The organism is Sutterella megalosphaeroides (assembly GCF_003609995.1).
Classification (GTDB): domain Bacteria; phylum Pseudomonadota; class Gammaproteobacteria; order Burkholderiales; family Burkholderiaceae_F; genus Sutterella; species Sutterella megalosphaeroides.
Window position 1 is genome coordinate 2191295 of sequence record NZ_AP018786.1, and the last position, 19207, is coordinate 2210501.

At 64.7% G+C, this 19207-nt stretch carries 15 protein-coding genes; 8 read left to right on the top strand and 7 right to left on the bottom strand.

Annotated features, from left to right (window positions below):
• From S6FBBBH3_RS08715 to S6FBBBH3_RS08735, 5 genes are all read right to left on the bottom strand, one after another.
• A complete protein-coding gene (locus S6FBBBH3_RS08715) occupies positions 1-1644 on the bottom strand; it encodes a hypothetical protein (protein WP_120177375.1) in 1644 nt (547 codons plus the stop codon).
• A gap of 37 nt (positions 1645-1681) precedes the next feature.
• A complete protein-coding gene (locus S6FBBBH3_RS08720) occupies positions 1682-2131 on the bottom strand; it encodes a WG repeat-containing protein (protein WP_179950555.1) in 450 nt (149 codons plus the stop codon).
• Complete coding sequence (locus S6FBBBH3_RS08725) at positions 2132-2716, bottom strand: YbjN domain-containing protein (RefSeq protein ID WP_120177376.1); 585 nt, start codon at positions 2714-2716, stop codon at positions 2132-2134.
• A 53-nt stretch (positions 2717-2769) separates the two neighbouring features.
• Positions 2770-3702 (bottom strand): DUF4261 domain-containing protein, encoded by a 933-nt coding sequence (locus tag S6FBBBH3_RS08730; protein ID WP_120177377.1) that lies wholly within the window; start codon positions 3700-3702, stop codon positions 2770-2772.
• 107 nt (positions 3703-3809) lie between these two features.
• Complete coding sequence (locus tag S6FBBBH3_RS08735; RefSeq protein WP_120177378.1) at positions 3810-5477, bottom strand: tetratricopeptide repeat protein; 1668 nt, start codon at positions 5475-5477, stop codon at positions 3810-3812.
• A 364-nt stretch (positions 5478-5841) separates the two neighbouring features.
• Here S6FBBBH3_RS08735 and S6FBBBH3_RS08740 point away from each other — a divergent pair, with 364 nt between their 5' ends.
• The 8 genes from S6FBBBH3_RS08740 to S6FBBBH3_RS08775 all read left to right on the top strand — a co-directional run bounded on the left by S6FBBBH3_RS08740 (position 5842) and on the right by S6FBBBH3_RS08775 (position 16185).
• Positions 5842-6282, top strand: coding sequence for a hypothetical protein (locus S6FBBBH3_RS08740; protein ID WP_120177379.1), 441 nt, complete (start codon positions 5842-5844; stop codon positions 6280-6282).
• A gap of 128 nt (positions 6283-6410) precedes the next feature.
• Positions 6411-7928, top strand: coding sequence for a TolC family protein (locus S6FBBBH3_RS08745; protein ID WP_120177380.1), 1518 nt, complete (start codon positions 6411-6413; stop codon positions 7926-7928).
• A 153-nt stretch (positions 7929-8081) separates the two neighbouring features.
• Complete coding sequence (locus S6FBBBH3_RS08750) at positions 8082-9167, top strand: HlyD family secretion protein (protein ID WP_120177381.1); 1086 nt, start codon at positions 8082-8084, stop codon at positions 9165-9167.
• A 16-nt stretch (positions 9168-9183) separates the two neighbouring features.
• Positions 9184-11658 carry an ABC transporter permease gene (locus S6FBBBH3_RS08755; RefSeq protein WP_120177382.1) on the top strand — a complete coding sequence of 825 codons (2475 nt, stop codon included), beginning with the start codon at positions 9184-9186 and terminating at the stop codon, positions 11656-11658.
• Between the two features lie 36 nt (positions 11659-11694).
• Complete coding sequence (locus S6FBBBH3_RS08760; protein ID WP_120177383.1) at positions 11695-12468, top strand: TatD family hydrolase; 774 nt, start codon at positions 11695-11697, stop codon at positions 12466-12468.
• Between the two features lie 123 nt (positions 12469-12591).
• A complete protein-coding gene (locus S6FBBBH3_RS08765; protein WP_232008774.1) occupies positions 12592-13401 on the top strand; it encodes an ankyrin repeat domain-containing protein in 810 nt (269 codons plus the stop codon).
• Positions 13402-13423: 22 nt separating this feature from the next.
• On the top strand, positions 13424-15343 hold the full coding sequence (locus S6FBBBH3_RS08770; protein ID WP_120177385.1) for a peptidase U32 family protein: 1920 nt from the start codon (positions 13424-13426) through the stop codon (positions 15341-15343).
• Entirely contained in the window at positions 15337-16185 is an 849-nt protein-coding gene (locus tag S6FBBBH3_RS08775; protein WP_120177386.1) for a DUF1266 domain-containing protein, read from the top strand. Before S6FBBBH3_RS08770 ends, S6FBBBH3_RS08775 begins: the two co-directional genes overlap by 7 nt.
• 99 nt (positions 16186-16284) lie before the next feature.
• Here the strand turns inward: S6FBBBH3_RS08775 and ccmI are convergent, their stop codons facing one another.
• Together ccmI and S6FBBBH3_RS08785 are read right to left on the bottom strand one after the other, a co-directional pair.
• Positions 16285-17211, bottom strand: coding sequence for a c-type cytochrome biogenesis protein CcmI (gene ccmI / locus S6FBBBH3_RS08780; RefSeq protein WP_120177387.1), 927 nt, complete (start codon positions 17209-17211; stop codon positions 16285-16287).
• 198 nt (positions 17212-17409) lie between these two features.
• The gene (locus tag S6FBBBH3_RS08785; protein ID WP_120177388.1) at positions 17410-19023 is read right to left on the bottom strand and encodes an ammonia-forming cytochrome c nitrite reductase subunit c552; all 1614 of its coding nucleotides are present in this window, start codon (positions 19021-19023) and stop codon (positions 17410-17412) included.
• Between the last annotated feature and the right edge of the window lie 184 nt (positions 19024-19207).

Genomic DNA, 19207 nt, shown 5'->3' on the forward strand with positions numbered 1-19207 from the left:
TCACCTATACGTCGTAATTTCGATTCCTTCGGGAAGCTCGTCGACGATCCGCGTCAAAACGGCGTCAACAGTCGCATCGACGGCTTCCATGTCCGTGCCGGGTTTCAACGCGATGCGCCAGACGCAGTAGTCAAGCCTCGTGCAGTCGGAGGTCATTCCCTCAAAACCCGGAATCTCCGTAGCGCGGGCCTCCCAAAGCGTTCCGAAGCGCTCTTTGACGGCCCCCGTCAGGAACTCCCCTGCAAGGCCCTGCGCCTCGACGATGAAGTCCGCATCCTCGAAGTCCAGGAACGCGGCCGGAGTTTCGACCGAGGCGATCGCGTCGAGATTCACACCGTCGGCCGTCAAGCGCATGCGTCCCTCGTCGTCGATCGTCGCCCGAATCCTTGTTTCGTACGACTCGGGGTCGGGTGTTCGGGCCGCACCCGCAGTCTTGAGGGTTTCAAAGAATCCGCGCAACTCCCCGCCGAGCGGATCGACGCCCAAAACGCCCTCGCCTTCCTTCACGGGCGCGAGCTTTGCTTTGAGCGTCGCGTCGACGGAGAATGCGGGTTCCTGCGTGAAGTCCCCGGAAGCTTCGAGGCGTCCGCCCTTCCAGACGAGCTCAAGCACGTCGACCCGTCCCGAAAGTCCGCTCAAGGGGGCCTCGCTTCGGAGTTCGCGGGGTTTGAATAAGCGGCAGATCGGTGCGAAGACCCTCCCCTCGGCCGTCGCGTCGCTGCCCGTCCAAAGCGCGAGGAACCGGCAGGGAAGCGCCGCAGCCCCGGGACCTACCACGCTGCCGCGCGTTCGCAAATCGACGGGCGGGATGCCGAGATCGGCAACATTCACGCGCTCGACACTCGCCTCCCAGTCAAAGCGCCGGGCGAGTGTCGGAGTCGTCTCCCCGCGCGCGTCCGAGTCGTGCGCCGCTTCGATAGCTTTGCTTTCCAGCTTGAGCTTCACGGCTCCCGTCGAGAGGGGCGGCGCCAATGCCCGCAGGTCGTCCGCTTCGCTCTCGTAGTCGAGCTTGAAGTGCGCCTTGGCGAGGGAAACTTCGAGCGCAAAGCGCTTGGCGCCGATCCGCACGCGGTCCGCCTCCTCGCGACCCGCTGCGGAAGCTGCCACCTCGCCGCGTGCGACAAGCGCTCCGCCCGTACCGAGCCGCCCCTCGAAATCCGCCGTGAAGCTGCCGGCCCCGAGCACTTCGCCCTCGATCTCGACCCGATCCCAGGCGAATTCGACGGTATCGAGCGAGAAGTCTCGCTCAAAGGCGACGCGAAGCCTCGGACGAGCGTTTTTCGCGATCGCCCGTTCCTCGGGCCCGAAGGCGTCGGATTCGATCGATGTAAATTCCACCCGGGGCCGAAGCCCAGGCGTGAAGACCCCGCGGAGCGTGAATTCCGAGAGTGCGGGCGGAAGCAACACGGACCCGCCAAGCTCGGCAGGCTCGGCACTGGGGACGCTTTTCACGTGCAAACGAATATCGCGCGCGAGAAAGCGCGGCTCGGTCTCGACCGACCAGGAAATCGGTCCCGAGGCGCCCTGAGCCCGAGCGAGCACCCTCCGGTCGAAGGCGTCGAGCTGCTTTACGAGCACGCCGTAGCCCGCCGCAGCACCGAGCGCGGCAAGAAGCACGAGTGCGGCGACGAACTTTCTTCTCACGAGGCCTCCTTCCGGTTCTTCGTTCTTCGCTCTGCGATCAGGGCCGATCCTCAACATCCGTCCCGACCTCAGGGATCGGATCGGGAATCCGGCCGGCATCCGACGCCCGCGTCTTCGGACAGGCTGCGGGAGAGCCGCTCGTGTCGATGCAAAACCACGTGGGGCTCTTCCAGACGTGAAGCTCCCCGCCCGAACCCGGCACCGCTTCTTCGCGGCCCTCGAAGGTTACGAGAGCCCGCCCCTCCCGGAACGGGTACCCGAAAGCAAAGCGCGGAGCGATGACGACGCGCCCCGATGCGTCGGCGTAACCGAGTCGTCCCGCGCCGTCGAGCACGCGCACGAGCCCCTCGGACGGGATGTCGGGGCCGTTGTCGTACCGCATGACGCGAAGCTCTTGCGGCTCGGCCGCGCAGCCCGCAAGGAGCGCGGCCGCCGGGAAAAGCACGGCCGCCGAGCGGAGAAGCGTCCTCGGGCACGCCGCACGCATTCAGGCCTCCCCGCAGCCGCCCGAAGGCAACGCGCGCGACGACGGCGTCGCTTCGGGCGTCTCGAGCGCGTCGCTCTCGGACGTGCTCCCGGACGAGCTCTCGTGCGCTTCGGACTCGTCGTCCCCTTCGGCCTTCGCCACGGCCTCGGCGGGTGTCATCGTACCGTCGATCACCTCGAGAAGCATGTCGCCGTACTGTTCGAGCATCGCGGTCGGAACGAAAACGAGCGAGCGCAGGACGTCGTCGTGAGGCATCTCCGCTCCCTCCGGGCAGTCGACGTACGTGTGGTAGCGCACCTCGCCGTCCGTCAGATCGCACTCGAACGCGCCGCGCTTGAAGCCCCAGTTCGCACGCGTGACGAATTCGATCACGGCCGGGCGGCGCGCGGCTTCGACCTTTTCGACCGCAAAGGCATAGCACTGCAGAATTTCGTCCTGCACGTCGACGACCAGGCGGCAGTTGCGAAGGCGACAGTCGAGCTGACAGCCCGTATAGAAGACGCTCTGCTCTTCGTTGAAGTCGTAGGTCCAGCCGATCGACTTGAAAAACGCGTGAACGCGTTCGATGAGTTGCTTTTGATTCATCGCTGCTCCTTATCGGAAATGGAAGGGTTGCGGGCGGGCTTTCCGCCGCCCTCTCAGGATTCGGGCTCGTCGAATCCTTCGCCGTACGACACCTTGAGGGTCATGCCGGGCAGAGCCGCGCCCTCGGAAAGTCGAATTTCATGCTTGTCGTCCTCGGTAAAGCCGATCGTTTGACCGTCGCAAAGTTCCGCCCGGCAGTCGAGCACGTACAGCACGAGCGTCCCCGCGAAGGCGAAGAGTTCGCCGGGTTCGGCATCGGCCTCAAGCACCTCGATCTCCCGACGTCCGAACTTCTCAAGTCCCGAGGTGTAGGCGCACATACCCTTTTCGCCTCGGTAGAGCCCCACCCAAACCCAGTCGCGGATGGGGTCGGACCCCGACTTCATTTCGAGCGCCCACTTGCGGTAGAAGGCGGGTTCGAGCACGGTGCCGTTCACATAGATCCCGAGCACGTTCGGGTCGTCCGCCGCCGTTGCGACGAGCTTCACGAAAAGCCGGGCGCTTTCCCAGAGATCGTCCTCGTTCTCGAAGTCACTCCCCGGCAACGTCGCGAGAAGCTGCGCGCCGTGCGCTTTTGAGGCATCCACGGCCTCGGGCCAAAGGAAGTTGCTGCGAGCGCACTCCTCGGCCTCGCCGTCGGGAACCGGGACGGGCATGAAGCTCACGGCCGCAATACGCCCGTCGATTTTTTCAAGGAAGATCGATTCGTCGTCCTCATCGTCTTCGTCGCCGTCGAGGTCGTCGTCCGCGTCCTCTTCCTCCTCGGGATCGAAGTCGATCCCCCATTCGGCGCGCAGGCGCTCCGAGAACCGCTCCCGATCCCAGACGGGATCCTTGAGAAGCAGAAACGCGAGGAAGCACCCCGGCTTTTCGGCGGTCTCGGGCAGCTCGGACGTTTCGGCTGTTTCGGGCAGCATTTCGGTCGCGGCCCCGTTCGTCGCATCCGCGTCTTCATCGGTTATTGGACGATCATGTCGGTCGTTCATAGGACCTCCTTTGCAGTTCGGGAAAGTCGGGGAAAGTTGGAGGAATGTTGCACGGGTGCTTGGGCGCCCGCTCGAAATCGTCTCGTACGTCGGACGCGGCACCGCGCTCAGTCCGCGGCGTAGGTCTTGCGAGACTTCGACGAGCGAAGCGCCCGCGCTTTTCGGCGTCCGCCCTCGGCCTTTTGGTCGCTTGCGCCCTCTGCCGAATTTTCAATACGTTCCTCGGGCGCCTTCGGAAAAGCCGTCTCTTCGACGTCCTTTATCCGCACGCCCCGAGCTCGGCGCAGAAAGCTCCGGAACCCCGCACGAAGCACGCCCTCTTCGGCCGTCACCCATTCGACGAGCTTCTCGAAGACGACGTCGCTCTTCCAGGCGACGAATTCGACGTACTCGTAGTCGATAGCGCTCCCCGAGCCCGTCGTCAGAAGAGCCTCGGGCGCGAGGCTTCGCAGACGGGCTTCGAGGAGATCGCGCAGTCGGTCGCGCTCTTGCGGCGTGTCCGTCTTCGGAACGAACCACAGGAATCCCGCCGTCGCGCCTTGGCGTTCGAGCTCCGTCATGAGGTCGGTGCGGTCCTTGAGGTAGTCGTTGTGGAGCATCGGACAGACGGTCTCGATGCGGTACGCATCAAGGAGCAGGTCGTCTTCCGTCTTCCGCTCGGGCTTTCTGTGCACCTCGGTTTTGAGGGCGAGGTAGTCGTCGAAGTCGAACCCTTCGGACTCCGGAATCGTTTCGCGAACGAACGCGGGGAACGCTTCGAGCGGCATGCCCTCCTCGGCCGCGCCCGTACGAAGCGTCATCTCGGCAAACCAGCGCATCCGGACCGCTTCACCGATCAACGTGTCGAGCATCTCACCGAGCGCTTCGAAGAGAGCGGGCGCCTCGTCTTGGGTCGCATCAAAGAGGGCGGGCCCCGTGAAGACGAGCCGCCACTCTCCGCCCGGCTTCTTCTCGGGACGGACATGCAATTCGTCGGCACGCAGAATGCGCCCGGCCGCCTCCGCCTCGACGGGGGCCGACCCTGCGCCCGAGGCTTCGGACCCCGGACCGACACCGAGCACCACGCGCCAATGGCCTCGGAGTACGTCGGGCGCGCGGTGCACGATTTCGCGAAGCGCGAGCGCGGTGAGGCGCCTGCCCGCGGGCGAAAAGACGAGGCAGAGACGCTTTCCGTCCTCTCCGTCTTCTTCGATCCGAAGCGTACGTCGGTCTTGACGGTCATTGCGGTCGTGAATCAGCCGACCGAAGATGCGTCGCACCTTCTCCTCCGCCTGCCGTCGCCCGACGGGACCCGAGGCGCAAAGTCGACGCAGTACGGCTTCGTCGGCGACGAACGCTACCCAAGCGGCGTCCGCACGTTCGGAAAAAGGTTGAAAGAAATGCTCGGCCGCAAGGCATCGCCGCGAACTTTCGATAAACGTTTCCGTATCCGAATCCCCCGGCCGGAATTTCAGTGCTTTCTCCCAGTGCGGGAGAGATTCGATGACGCGGTCGAGATAGAAGAGCGCGTACGCGCGGCGAAAATGCCAGTAATGGTTCTGCCGGTCTTTCTCGGGCACGGTATCGAGCAGGGCAAGCGCCTTTTCGAAGAGTTCCGTTTCGCCCGGTGCGGCGAGGTTGTTGTAGGCGCGGGCGAGTTGCCCGACGATCTCGGACGTGCGGCGATCCGCCGGCATCGCCTCGATGAAGTCGATGATGCCCCGGTAATCTTCCCGGGCGTTGAGCGACTCGATGTGTTCGATGGCGGAGGGGGCGGCGACAGGGTTTTCGTACATGGCCTCTCCTTTTCGTAATCGGGCGTACTCGGGCGCGGACGGCTCTCTGGCCTCGCAACACCGTTTTCGACCATCTTAGCAAGGCCCGAAAGCCTTGATAATCCCTCCGTTTCGAATGAAATACCGGGTTGCAATTGAAGAAAACTTTCCTCCCGTCGGGAGGCGTTCCTGCGCTCGGGCGACCTCCTTTCGGTTCTTTCGGGCGTGCGCCTTCAGGGACGCGACCCGAATGCACTTCCTTGCGCTTCCTTCTTCGGGGCGGGACCTCGCTTTCTTTTCGGCCTTGAAGACGGCTACACTCGGAAGAGCAAAATACAGGTGCCACTTTTTCCGCATCCGCCCTCCGCGGCGGACCCCCGAAGCCATGCGTCTACGAAATCTTTTCGCCGCACTTTTCGTTTGCCAGCTTGCGGCGGGCTGCAGCACGTACGTCACGGTTGAGAGCCGCCCCGAGGGCGCGCGCATCACCGACCTCACGGGCTCGGTCGAATACGGGATCGCGCCCGTCGAGGTGCAGTACCCGACGGACGACCTTGAAGCACGCGGCGGGAAGATCCCGGGCTTTCGCGCGACCTGGCCTTCTGGGGCGAAAGCCGAAACGGCCGCGGAACTCGTTCCCGACCCGAAGCGGGGCCTCACCGTCACGCTCGAGCGCCCGAAGGAGGCGCCGGGTTACGAAAAGGACCTTGAATTCGCGCTTGAACGCGCATCCGAGCGCGCCAAGCGCGCCGAGGCCGAACGCGATCGGATGGAGCTCTACCTCGACTCGCGCCCGTACGGCTTCTGGTTCCGGCCCTTCCCGTGAGCGTTCCCGTGAGCGGCTTCGCGAGAAGCACAAGGAAAATACGGGCCGCGAAAAGCCCGAAAGAAGCCAAACGAGCGCCCGAGCGCGTATCATGCTCACTTCCTTTCAATCTTCCGACTGCGTAATCCATGTCCAACGAACTCTTGCGAGGCCGCGCCCGGGCCGGACTTCTCATCGTCGCAGCCGTCTGCGCTGCGACGGGCAGCCTTGAGGCAGCCCCCGTCGCTTCGAGCGAACCCGTCCGAGCCGTCGAGGCCTCTTCGGGCACGGGTACGGTTGCGGCCACGGCACACCGCGCCGCGCCGATGAGTTTCGACGAAGCGCGCACGCTTCTTCATGCGCGCGCCGACATTCTTCGCGCGCACGACGCCGAAATCGCCCGCGCCGACTACGAGTCCGAAAGCGCGAAGTGGCTCGGCGGCCCGACGATCGACGTCGAGGCAATGCAGATGGAAGGGACGAAAACGATCGAGCTCGGGCTCGACACTTCGGGGATTGCCGGTGCCGTGGGCGGAATGGTCGACGCGTTGCACCCGGGGTACGGCAGCGCCGTTGCCTCGCGCATCCCCTCGAACTTTTCGATTTCCGCCAAGGAAGACATCGGCGGCCCGCGCGCGGCGATCAACATGGTGTGGCCCCTTTACACGGGGGGTGCGATTTCCGCCAAGCAGGCCGCACTCGGGCACAAAGCGACCGAAAGCCGCGCCGAGCGCGATGCGGTGCAAAACGAAATGGACGCGGACCTCGCTCGGAAGTACTGGGCCGTACAGCTCGCGCGCTCGATCGAAAAGGTGCGAAGCGACATGCTCGCCGACGAAGAGCGGGCCGTGCACCGCGCGAAGCGCTTTGAAAAAGAGGGGCTTATTTCGAAGATCGAACGCATGAGCGTCGAAGTGTCGCGCGACGCCGCGAAGCGCGACCTCGTCGCCGCGCAGACGGACACCCGCGTGGCGGAAACCGAACTCATGCACGGGCTCAGGGAAGCGCGTCTGCCGGAGCTTTCCACGCCGCTCTTTGTCATTCGCGGCGACCTCGGGACGCTTGCCGACTGGGAAGCAGCCGCCCGTGCGTCGAGCCCCGTACTTGATCGCATCGACGCGCAGCGCCTTCAGGCGGTGCAGGGGGTGGCGGCGGCCGAGAGCCGTTTCAAGCCTCAGGTCTTTGCCTTCGGGACGAAGAACCTCATCAAACACTACTTGACGTTGCCCGAGCCCGACTGGGTCGCGGGGATCGGCGTCAAATTCACGCTCTGGAGCAATTCGGACCGCTTCGCGAGTCTTTCCGCCGCGCAGAGCGTCGTTTCGAAAGCCGAAGCGGCGCACGCCGAAGCGCAGAATACGATCACGAGCACCGTGAACGTCGCCTTCCTGCGCGTCACGCAGGCGCGCGACGAGTACGACCTTACCGATTCGACCGTGAAACTCGCGCGAGAAAACCTGCGCCTTCGCGAATCGAGCTTTGCCGAAGGTTTGTCGACGGCGCTTGACGTGAGCACCGCCCGCACGCAGCTGGCCGGAGCCGAAATCGCCAAGCGCGTCGCCGCCTACAAGTTCGTGCTCGGTTGGGCGATGCTCCACGCGGCCTCGGGTCGCATGGACCAATTCGTCGAGTCGCTCGCGCGCAACGACCTCGAGACCGAACTCTGAGAGCGAACTCCGAGACCGAATTTTGCGGCCGACGCCAAGCCTCCTCCCCGATGCACGTGATGTACTTGATGCGCTCGATGCACGGTGCAGAGCCTTCGGGGAAGGTTTCGTCAAGCCGACATCCCTTTTTCCTTTTTTCCGCAGTGGTTTTCTATGACCGACGTCGAACGTTCCGCGGCTCGTCCGAATGACGGGCTCGATTCCCGCCCGAAGGCGGTTTCCAAAGTGCCCGCGATCGCGGGTCTCGCTGTTCTGATCGGCGCCGCGGCCTTCGTGGGCTGGGGCGTCTGGAAGGCGACGAACCCCGAACCCGTGCCGCTTCAGGGTACGGTCGACGCCACGACCGTGTCGGTGGCGGCGAAGATCCCCGGGCGCATCGGCACCGTGAACGTGAAGGAAGGGGACGTCGTGAAGGCGGGCGACGTCGTCGCCGTCATCGAGATTCCCGAAATCGAAGCGCGTCTCGCGCAGGCGAGCGCCCTGAAGCGCGCCGCCGCCGCGAAGGCCGATCTCGCCGAAGAAGGCGCCCGCACGCAGGAAATCGACGCCGCGCGGGCGACCCTCGAGCGCGCCCGCGCCGGGGAGACGCTCGCGAAAAAGACGTTCGACCGCATCGACGCACTTTACCGCGAGGGGCTCATTGCCTCGCAGCGCCACGACGAAGCACGCGCGCAACTTCAAAACGCCCGCGAGCTCGTTGCGGCCGCCCGCGCACAGCTTTCGGCCCTCGAAGAAGGCGCCCGCCGTCAGGAAAAGGAAGCCGCCCGAGCGCTTCTCGCGCAGGCCGAAGGGGGAGTCTCGGAAGCGACCTCCCTTGCGGGCGAAAGCGACGTGAAGAGTCCCATTGCGGGCGAAGTGACGCGCGTCGTGATGGAACCGGGCGAAGTGGCGCCGGCGGGCTTCCCGCTCGTGCTTGTCACCGACGTCTCCGACCCCTGGGTCACCTTCAACCTGCGCGAAGACGACCTGAAGGGCGTCACCGTGGGGCGCCGTTTCCCGGCGCACGTTCCGGCGCTCGGCGGGACGTTCGACTTTTCCGTCTACTGGATCAACCCGCGGGGCGACTACGCCACGTGGCGCGCGACCCGTCAGTCCTCGGGGTACGATCTCCGGACCTTCGAAGTGCGTGCCCGCCCCGTCGAAGCGATTCCGAATCTGCGCCCGGGGATGACGGTGGTGGTGGATCGCGCGGCGCTTGAAGTCGCCGACAGTGCGGCCGACACCACGGCCCGTCACTAACCCACCGGTATCCGCCATGCGCTTCGGCTCTTTTTGCGACGCTCTCTTCAAGGTGGCCCGGCTCGAAGTCTCGGGCGTTTTCTCGCGCCCCAAGGAGTGGGTGACGGGACTTTTGCTGCCGATTTTCTGGTGCGTCGTGTTGGCGCTCACCTTCGGCAACGGCCTCATGACGCGTCTTCCCGTCGGGGTGGTGGACCTCGACCGCTCGAGCAGCTCGCGCGCCGCGATCGAGCGCGTCGAAGCGCTCCCGTCGGTGCGATCCGTGAGGTTTTCGTCGATTGCCGAAGCGAACGAGGCCCTTTCCCGAGGCGCCACCTACGGGACGATCGTCGTTCCCCCCGACTGGGAGCGCGACAACCTGCGCGGGACCGGAAGCGCGCTTTCGCTTCAGCTCAACAAGACCTACTACGCGGTGGGGACCATCCTTGAGGTCGATTTGAAGAGCGCTCTTGCCGCCGCGCGCATGGAAGAGGCCGCCGTCAAACTCACGCAAGCGGGCGGCACCTTTGCCGCGAACGCCGGACGCATGCGCGTCACGGTTCCCGACGTCGACTTCGAAGGGAACACGGCCTTCAATTTCTTTGCGTACCTGTTGCCCACACTCCTCCCCGGGGTGCTCGCCCTGGGGGCCGCGTTGATGTTCGTTTCCTCCGCCGTTCGCGAATGGCGCGACGGGGGGCTCGATCGGTTTTTCGAAGCGGCGCTGGGAAGCGCAACCGCGGTCGTACTCGGGAAGCTCCTTCCCTGGATCCTCTTTTTCGGCCTTGCGTCCACGGCCTGGGTCGGGTATTTCGCCGGGATCGAAGGCTGGAGCGCGACGGGCCCTCTCGCCCTCTGGATTGCGGGCGGCTGGGTGCTCGTTCTCGCCATGGCGGGCTTGGCCGTTCTCTTTACGGCGATTTCGCCCACGTGGGTGATCGCGGTTTCCGCTACCGTGTGTTTGATCGCTCCGACCTTCCCCTTTACGGGCTTTTCCTTCCCGCTCGAAGCGATGACGCCGGGGGCGGCCTTCTTCGGCGAACTTCTGCCCCTTACCCACTACCTGAGGCTTCAGTCGGAAGTGTGGGTCTTGGGGAGTCCCGTCGAGACGATCCTCGCAACGCTCGCGACGCTCGCCCTCTTCCCGCTCGTTTTCTTTGCGGCGGGGACTCCCCTTTTGGCTGCGAAGTGGCGCGGACGACTTCCCCTTGAAGCCACTGCCCGCGAACTCGCGCGGCTAGACGCGCCGGAAGCGAAACGGACCGAAGCGCTCGAGCGCGAAGCGGCCGCCTCGCACCCGACGGGATTCTTGGAAACCTTCGGGTGGACGTTGCGCGCGTCGATCCTCAACCGCGACACCTTTGCGGTCTTTGCGGGGGCCGTTGCGTTTTACCTCGTCTTTTACGGGTGGCCGTACGGCAATCAGCAAATCGAACGCGTGCCCGTGGCGGTCGCGGACCTCGACGGTTCGAGCGCCGCGCGGCACCTGATTGCCAAATTCGACGCCGCGTCCGTGTCGCGTATTCTCCTCGTAACGCGGGATGCGCGCGAAGCCGAAGACGCCTATCGACGCGGGAAAACCGACGTCGTCGTGACGATTCCCGAAGGGTTTGAGGAGCGCCTCGCCCGAGGGCTCAATACGACGATTCACGTGCTCGGCAACGGCGCCTACCCCGTGAAAGCGCGCGCCGTGCAGGCGGCGTTGGCCGCGATCGTCTCGGAGTCGGGCGTCCTGGAAGAGGCTTCGTTGCGCTCGCCGGGCCTTCCCGTGGCGGCCCTGGGGGCCGCTGCCGTTCGGGCGCCGAGTTTGATCGTCGACTACCGCTACAACACCAATTCGGGTTACGCCAACTACACCGTGCCGATGGTGGGCCCCGTCATCATTCAGGCCGTGATGCTCATGGGGATCACGATGGCCTTGGGCGGGTGGCTTGCGGCCGCGCGACGCCCGAGAACGGTAGCGGACGCGTTGAGACGACCCCTTACGGGAGGCTTCGCGCTTTTCGCCGCCTTCTGGTTCATCGCCTTTTTCTGGTTCCTCTACATGGAAGGGTTTGCTTTCTGGGCGATGGACTACGGGAATCTCGTGAACGTCACGGGGACCGTTGCCGCGGGCTTTTTCTTTACCGGGGCGGTCGCCGCACTCGGTACGGCCGTGACGCTTGTGATCGGCACGAACGCCTGGACGACGCCCGCCGTTGTGATCGTTTCGGCTCCGGTGCTTTTCCTTTCGGGCGCCGTCTGGCCCGTGGAAGGAATCACGAACCCCGCGGCGTTGGGGCTTGCGCAGCTCCTCCCCACGACCCCGGGCATTGCCGCGATTGCCGCGACGTCCCAGGACGGCGCGACCCTCCACGCGATTCTTCCCGCCTGCGCGCACCTCTCGGGTCTCATGCTCCTTTACCTCCTGCTTGCCTACGCCGCCGCCCGACGGTTGGACGAGCGCGATGCGCGTTCGGCGTTGGCGGGCCACAGGTTCGACCGGAAGTCCCCGGGGGCGGGCGACTTCTGAATTCCTTTGCTCTCGACCGATTCATCTTTTTTTTCCATGCGACTCATCGACTCCCACGCCCACCTCAACTCCGACGCCTTTGATGCGGACATCGACGCGGTACTCGACCGCATGACCCAAGCCGGGGTCGTTGCCGCCGTCACGGTCGGGTGCGACGACGCGGACCTCCCACGCCTCGAAGCGCTCCTCGCGCGTCGCCCGGGGTTTCTCTTCGGCGCCTGGGCCGTGCATCCCGAGTACCCCGACCACCGCGAACCCGACGTCGACGAAATCGCCGAAGTGGCCTCGCGCCCGGGGATGGTGGCGGTAGGCGAAACGGGGCTCGATTTTTACTGGTGCAAGGAGCCCCTCGACTGGCAGCGGGCGCGCTTTCGCCGTCACATCGCCGCGGCGAAGATCGCGGGAAAGCCCTTGATCGTTCACGCGCGCGATGCGGAACCCGAAGCGCTTGCGATTCTCCGAGAGGAAAAGGCGGGCGAGACGGGGTTCGTGATGCATTGCTTTTCGTCGACCGTGGAAACGGCCCTCGCGGTCGTTGAGGCGGGCGGGCACGTGAGCTTTACGGGAAACCTCACCTTCAAGAAAAACGACGCGTTGCGGGAAGTGGCGCGGGCGCTGCCTCTTGAGCGCCTGATGCTTGAGACCGACTGCCCCTACATGGCGCCGGTGCCGCTGCGCGGGAAACGCTGCGAGCCGCAGTACGTCGAATACGTCGCGCGGGAAATCGCCCGCTTGAAGGGGCTTGAAGCCGAAGAAGTCGCCGAGCAGACGACGCGAAACGCGATCGACTTCTTCCGACTTCCGCTCTGAGGCTTCGAGGAGCCGCCGCGTCGCGCGGCTCCCGTGCGCACCGTGCTATTCTCACGAAAATTTTCGGGTTTTCACATTCCTTCGACCATGACGATTTCGTTCTCTTCACGCCCGGAGTTTTCCGTGCGTTCGACCGTTGCCGCGCTCGCGGGTACCGTCCTTTTTGCAGCCGCCGCTTCGGGCTTTGCGGCCGACGCGAATTCCGCGAACTCCGCGAGCGGGGTCGCGTCCGTGTTGCCGCTTACCGACGCTTCCGCCCAACACCTGACGGACGATCCCCTCACGGCCGCGCGCATTGACGAGTTGCGCCGCGCGGTTCGCACCGGGAACGCCGCGGCCGCGAAGCGCCTCTTGGCCTCGGGCCTCACCCCCAACAGCCTCATGGAAAACGGCGACACGCTCTTTACGTACGCCATGCGCTCGGACGCTCCGGAAACGGCAAAAGTCGTGATGGAAGCGGAAGGGTTCGATGCGAACGCCCTCAACCGCTTCGGCGAAACGCCTTTGATGTTGGCGGTCTTCAAGGGGAACGAAGCGATCTTCAAGCGTCTTCTTGAGCTCGGTGCCTCGACCGAAGGGGCTCCGGGGAAGTGGACGCCCTTGCACTACGCCGCAACGGAAGGCCGCCGCACGTTCGTCGAGTACCTGATCGAGCACGGCGCCGACGTGAACGCGCAGACGAAGGCGGGCGTCACACCCCTCATGATGGCGGCGCGCAAACCCTCGCGCGTCGTCGTCACGCAGCTTCTGCGTTCGGGCGCCTACCGCGACTACTGCACCGACAAGGGAATGTCGCCCGCGGACTTCGCGCGAAACGCCGGGGACGAGGAGTTGGCCGACTATCTTAAGGTCGAGCGCTGCGCCGTGAAGGGACGCCGCAACACCGTGCGCATCGGCACCGTCGAAGCGCCGTCGAATTTCCCGACGCGCTGAGCGTCGGTTGAGAGGACACATCGTGCTCAAACTTTCGGCACTCGAACTGCTTTCGCCCGCGCGCGACGCGCAAACGGGCATCGCCGCGATCGACCACGGGGCGGACGCGGTGTATATCGGCGGCCCCGCCTTCGGGGCACGCGCCGCCGCCGGGAACACCCTCGACGAAATCGCACGCTTGGCGGAATACGCCCACCGCTACGACGCGCGCGTCTTTCTCGCGCTCAACACGCTCTTTACGAACGAAGAGCTGCCGCTTGCGCGAAAACTTGCGTTTGACGCGGCAGATGCCGGGGTCGACGTTCTGATCCTTCAGGATATGGGGCTTCTTGCGGGGCCCTTGCCCGACATCGAACTTCACGCCTCGACCCAGTGCGACATCCGAACGCCCGAAAAGGCGGTGTTTCTCGAGAAAGCGGGTTTCTCGCAGATGGTGGTGGCGCGCGAACTGTCGCTTGACGAGGTCGCCCGCATCCGCGCGAGGCTGTCGCCCGAGACCCGTATCGAATACTTCATCCACGGGGCTCTGTGCGTGAGTTACTCGGGGCAGTGCTACATGAGCGAAGCGCTCGTGCACCGGTCCGCGAACCGCGGCGCCTGCGCGCAACTTTGCCGCCTGCCCTACGACGTCTCAACCGAGGCGGGCGTGCCGCTCTACAAAAAGAAGCACGTACTGTCGCTGCGCGACAACAACCAGACCGAGCACCTCGAAGCGCTCGTCGACGCGGGCGTCTCGTCCTTCAAGATCGAAGGGCGTCTGAAGGACGCGAGCTACGTGAAAAACATCACGGCCTGGTACCGCAACGCGCTCGACGCGATCATCGCGCGTCGGCCCGAACTTTCGCGCTCGTCCGCGGGGCGAAGCACCTTTACGTTCGAGCCCTCGCCCGAAAAGAGCTTCAACCGCGGTCGCACGGACTACTTTATCGACGGGCGCAAATTCGACGCCCCCTACGATTTGGCCGAACTCGAAACGCCGAAAGCGGCGGGAGCGCCCGTAGGCATCCTGCGCGCGATCGAACCCAAGAGCCTGCTTCTGAAGCCGCGCGACGGTGTGACGCTCGCCAACGGTGACGGCCTCACCTACCGCACGGCCGAAGGGGACGTGCGGGGCTTTTCCGCAAACCGCATCGAGCCCGCCGCCAAGGGGCTCGTGCGCGTTTATCCGCGCGAAGCAACCGAGCGCCTCTCGGGCCTCCTCGTCGGCGCCACGATTCTTCGCAATCGCGATCAGGCATTTTCGAAACTCATGGCGGGCGACACGGCCCGCCGCCGCATTCCGGTGACGCTCGCCTTTACGGTGACGGAGGATGCGCTCGACCTCGTCGTCACGGACGGCACCTCCTGCGGGGCGGCGTCGGTGGCGATGGAGCTCGATCCCCCGGCCAACCCCGAAAAGAACCGGGCGTCTCTGGCGGCAAACCTCGGGAAGCTCGGCGACACGGTCTACGAGGCGGCCGACATCCTCATTCCCGAAGACCTCGACGTCTTCGTTCCCGCGTCGATTGCAAACCAATTGCGCCGTGCGGCCGTCGAAGAGCTCGATCGCGAACGCATCCTGGCCCGCCGCGGAACCTCGCGCAAGACGCCCGTTGCCGCATCCGAAAACCCCTATCCCGAACCAATCTTGGGGTTCAACGCGAACGTCGCGAACGATGCCGCGCGCGACTTTTACGCGGCGCACGGCGCCCGCGTGACGGCGCCCGCTTTTGAGATCAAACCCGTGGCGAACGCCCCCTTGATGACGTGCCGCCACTGCGTGCGCGCGCAGCTGAAGCTCTGCCCGAAGATGGTGAAGGCATTCCCGGAAATTCTCGAAAAGACCGACCGGGCGCTCCTCCGTCCCGAACCCCTCATCCTCACCAATTCGGCGGGCGAAAGGTTCCGGGCGGAATTCCACTGCCGCCGCAGTCCCTGCGAAATGACGATCACCAAGTGCTGACTTTCATGACCGACGCGGACAACACCCCTTACGAAATTCTCGCCCCTTCGGCGGCGCTTCTCCCCGTTGCAACGGGCCTTCGGGCGGCCCTTGACCGCCTCTCGGCCCCGGACGCAACCGCCCCCGAGGCGCTTTACTGGGGCGAGATTCCCTTTCTCGACTTCGGGCACGAACTTGCGCGCTTCGCGCTCTGGAAGCGCGGCTGGGAGCCCGAGGGCGAAATCAACGCCTCGCGCTTCGGCGAGCGCGACCTTTACCACCATCTGCTGACGGAGCTCAACATCATGAGCGAGGCCGACCTTTGCGAGCGCTGCCGCGCGCAGACGGAAGGTGCGGGCACCTCGGCGCGCTACGCACGAATCGAAGCCGCCCCGACCGTCAAAACGCTCCTCACCGACGAGATGGCGCTCGGCTGGGGCGGAGTGGAGGTCGTGGGACGCGGAACGCCCGATCCCGAACGCGTGAAACGCGAGCGGATGTTCGTCGACTACTTCCGCGGGGCACTCTCGGGCTTTGCGCTGCGCGCATCGGACCTCTCCGAAGGGGCGTCGCTCGTTGCGGAAGCGATGGCGGGCGACATGGTGGGCCCGAAAGAAGCCGCACGGCTTTTCGAGCGCACCGTCACCGAAGCCGTCGTGCGCTTTTCCTCCTGGCACGAATGGGCGAAGTCGCTCCTTGCGGCCGAAGTCTTTCTCGCGCTTGAAACGGGCGAGGCGGCGGCCCTTGAGGTGCTCGCCGAGCGTGAGGCGCTTCTCACGAGCTTCCTCGAAGGTCCCTGGGGCAAAACCCCCTGGCCGCGCCTGAGGGCGAGCGAAGCGATGCCGCCCGTCTACGAGAAATAAATCGAGACGGGAATCCGCGCAAAAAGGCCTCCGGCGCACGGCACGCGCGGGAGGCCTTTTTCATGAGATTTTGAGGGTCGGTTCGGGGGACCTTCGCGCTCAAGACGAGGGCGTGATCCCCGCTTCGCGCGCTTCCTGCTCGCGGCGTTCCAAAAGACGCAACGTTTCCGCGTACTGCACGTAGCGCGGCGAATCGGGCTCGAGCGTCCCGAGGACGGTGCGAATCTGCTCCGCCGCAAGCTTCCAGTCCTGCGTCTGGAAGGCGGCGATCGCGAGAAGCTCGACCGCTTTCATGTTGTCGGGCTGAACGGCGAGAGCCTCCTGAAGGACGCTTTTCGCTTCGGGGAGCAGGCGCGCTTCGCCCGAGGTGAGGAGCGCCGCGCCGAATTCGAGCATGACTTCGGGGTCGTTGCGCACCTTCGTCTGCGCCTTGCGCGCTTCGCGGTAGGCGGTGGCGGCCCCGGCGTAGTCGCCCGCTTCGACGCGCTTGCGCGCAAGGAGCACCCAGGCGCGGCCGTCGCGGCTGTTGTCGCGGAGATACGTTTCGATCGCTTCCGGCGTGGCGGTGCCTTCGAGGACCTTCTGGTCTTCGGCCAGGCGCATCATTTCGGGGGCGCCCATGATCGTGTAGAGCCCCGTCGGGATCCCCACGAGGATCGCAACGACGATCACGGTGAGGGTCGCCGGGCTCATGCGAAGGGGCTTTGCGGTACCCGTTTCGGCCGCCTCTTCGGCGGTTTCCGACGGGCGCCCCTCGTGCTCTTCGAGCATGCGGCGCTCGAGGTCCGTGAGAAGCTCTTTATAGAGCGCCTCGGTGATGCGACCCGAGGCGCGGTCTTCGTCGAGACGGCGCTTTTGATCGCGCAGCGCCTCGAGGAGTTCGCGCCGGTGATCGGCCTCGTCGCTTCCCGTCTTCTCCTCGTCGAAACTTTTCGACGTGGTCGGAACGAGAAAGAGTGCGGCTACGACGAGCATCAGGCCCATCAACGCGAAAAGAATCAGGCGGTCGCTGTCAAGGTCGAACATGGCGGTGAGGCAACGTGAGGGAAAAAGGGCGAAGGAGAAGGCTCGGCGCCCTCTCGGAAACCCCAAATAATAGCGAAAACCCGCAGACGGGCGGATCGGCGAGGAGCGGATTTCGCGCGTTCTAGGTCGAAGGGCGTAAAAAGGCCCGATCCGAGGACCGGGCCTTTTCGGCTCACGTGAGTCGATTCCGGGAATCGATTACTTCGCGGCCGTCTTCTGAGTCATCGCCTTGCGCAGGAGGTCGGTGGCGTCCTGAGCGGCCTTGGCGGCCTTGGCGAGGCTGCGAACCGCCTGATCGGGATTGTGGAACCAGGCACCGTTGACGGCCGTCCAGTATTCCCAATTGATGTGCGCGGTGCTGTGGAGCTTGCGGGCTTCGTCGAGGGTCTTTTCGTCGACGCCCTGGGCGAGAGCGAGTTCGAACGCGTTGAACATGTCGTTCATGCGGGATTCGACTTCGCGGACCTTGCCGTCATAGTAGGCGTGCATCGCGTCGATCGACTTTTCCATCTGGGCTTCGGTCTTGTCCTTGTGGCAGGTCAGACACGTTTCCTTGATGTAGTGACGCGGCGACGTGGCCCAGTGGAGGGTGTAGGTCTTGCCGGTCTTTTCGTTCGTCACCTTGGGCATGTGGCAGGACTGGCAGGTGGCGCCCGCCTTTTCATGCTTCGAGCCCATGAAGGTTTCGAAGTCGGGGTGCTGCATCTTCACAAGGAGCGCGCCCGTCAAGTTGTGCTTGAAGTCGCGGTAGCCGATCTTGTCATAGTACTCTTCGATCTGGTCGGCATTCACGAACGGGAAGTGGTTCGTCAAACGATTGTCCATACCGATCTTGGCACCCGTCTTCGCATCGACGCCCGGGTTGCAGACGTACTCGACGTGGCACTGCGCGCACATGAGGTTCGAGTCGGACTTTTCCATGTAGGCGATCTTGCGCGTGAAGCCGCGAACGCCCGCGTCCTTGACGTCGATCTTGGTCTTGTGAGCGGCCACATCCGTGTAGACGGTCGGCATGTCCTTGCGTTCGAGCGCGTCGATGAGCGCGTCGCGAACGATGCGGGGCTTCGCGTTGTGCGGATCGTGGCAGAAGTTGCAGTTGATGGCGTGGTTGACTTCGCGAACGAGGTCCACAGGGTTCGAGGCGCGATTGAACTTCGCCCCTTCGACCTTGTCGCCCATGTAGGCCCAGTCGAGCATCACGTCGGTCGACTTGCAGGACCAGCAGACGGCGTTCGCAGCGGCGGCCGTACCGGGCTTGAAGGGCTTGTGTTCGTTGTTGTCGGGGTAGTTGTCCTTGAGGACGTCCCAGACCTTATAGGATTCGCCCCCTTCGAGCGTCGTGTAAAGCCAGCCTTCCTTCGGTTCGAAGCGGCCGCCGAACGCACGGTCGACGATGAACTGGTCGAGCGCCATGAAGGCGTGGGCGCGCGGCAGGTCGTGCTCCTTCGTGAAGCCGTGACCGCCGAGAGCGCGGTCGAAGAAGGGGTCGGGAGCGGGGCCGTTCGCCGACTTCTTCGAAGCGCGCGCCGTACGGTCGCTCGCCGTAAAGAGCGACTTGTACTGGTCTTCGTGGCAGGCACCGCACGTCTTCGGGTCCATGCTGACCGTCGGACGGGTCTTCATGTTCTTCAGGTGAGCGTCGACGCCCGAGTGGCACGACGTGCAGGCGACGTCCTTGTGCGCGGCACCCGCGTGGGATTCCGTGATGTTCGAGTGGCAGGTCTGGCAGGCCTTGAGGTCGGCGGCCTGCGCCGAGGCGACGAACGCAAGCGCGATCGCGGCGGCGGCAAGAGAAAGCGGCAAGTGTCGCATGGTGGCTCCTTGCTGGATGCGAGGGAATTCGGGATTTCGGGATCGACTCGGGCGGCTCGGGCGTAAATCGTTCGCCCTCGGGAAAAACCGTCGTCGGTCGTCTCTTTGTTGCCGATTGTAGGAAGTCTTAAGCACTTCTTAAAGAATCCGAAAGGACTGACATCACCCTCCTGAAGGGAACGAA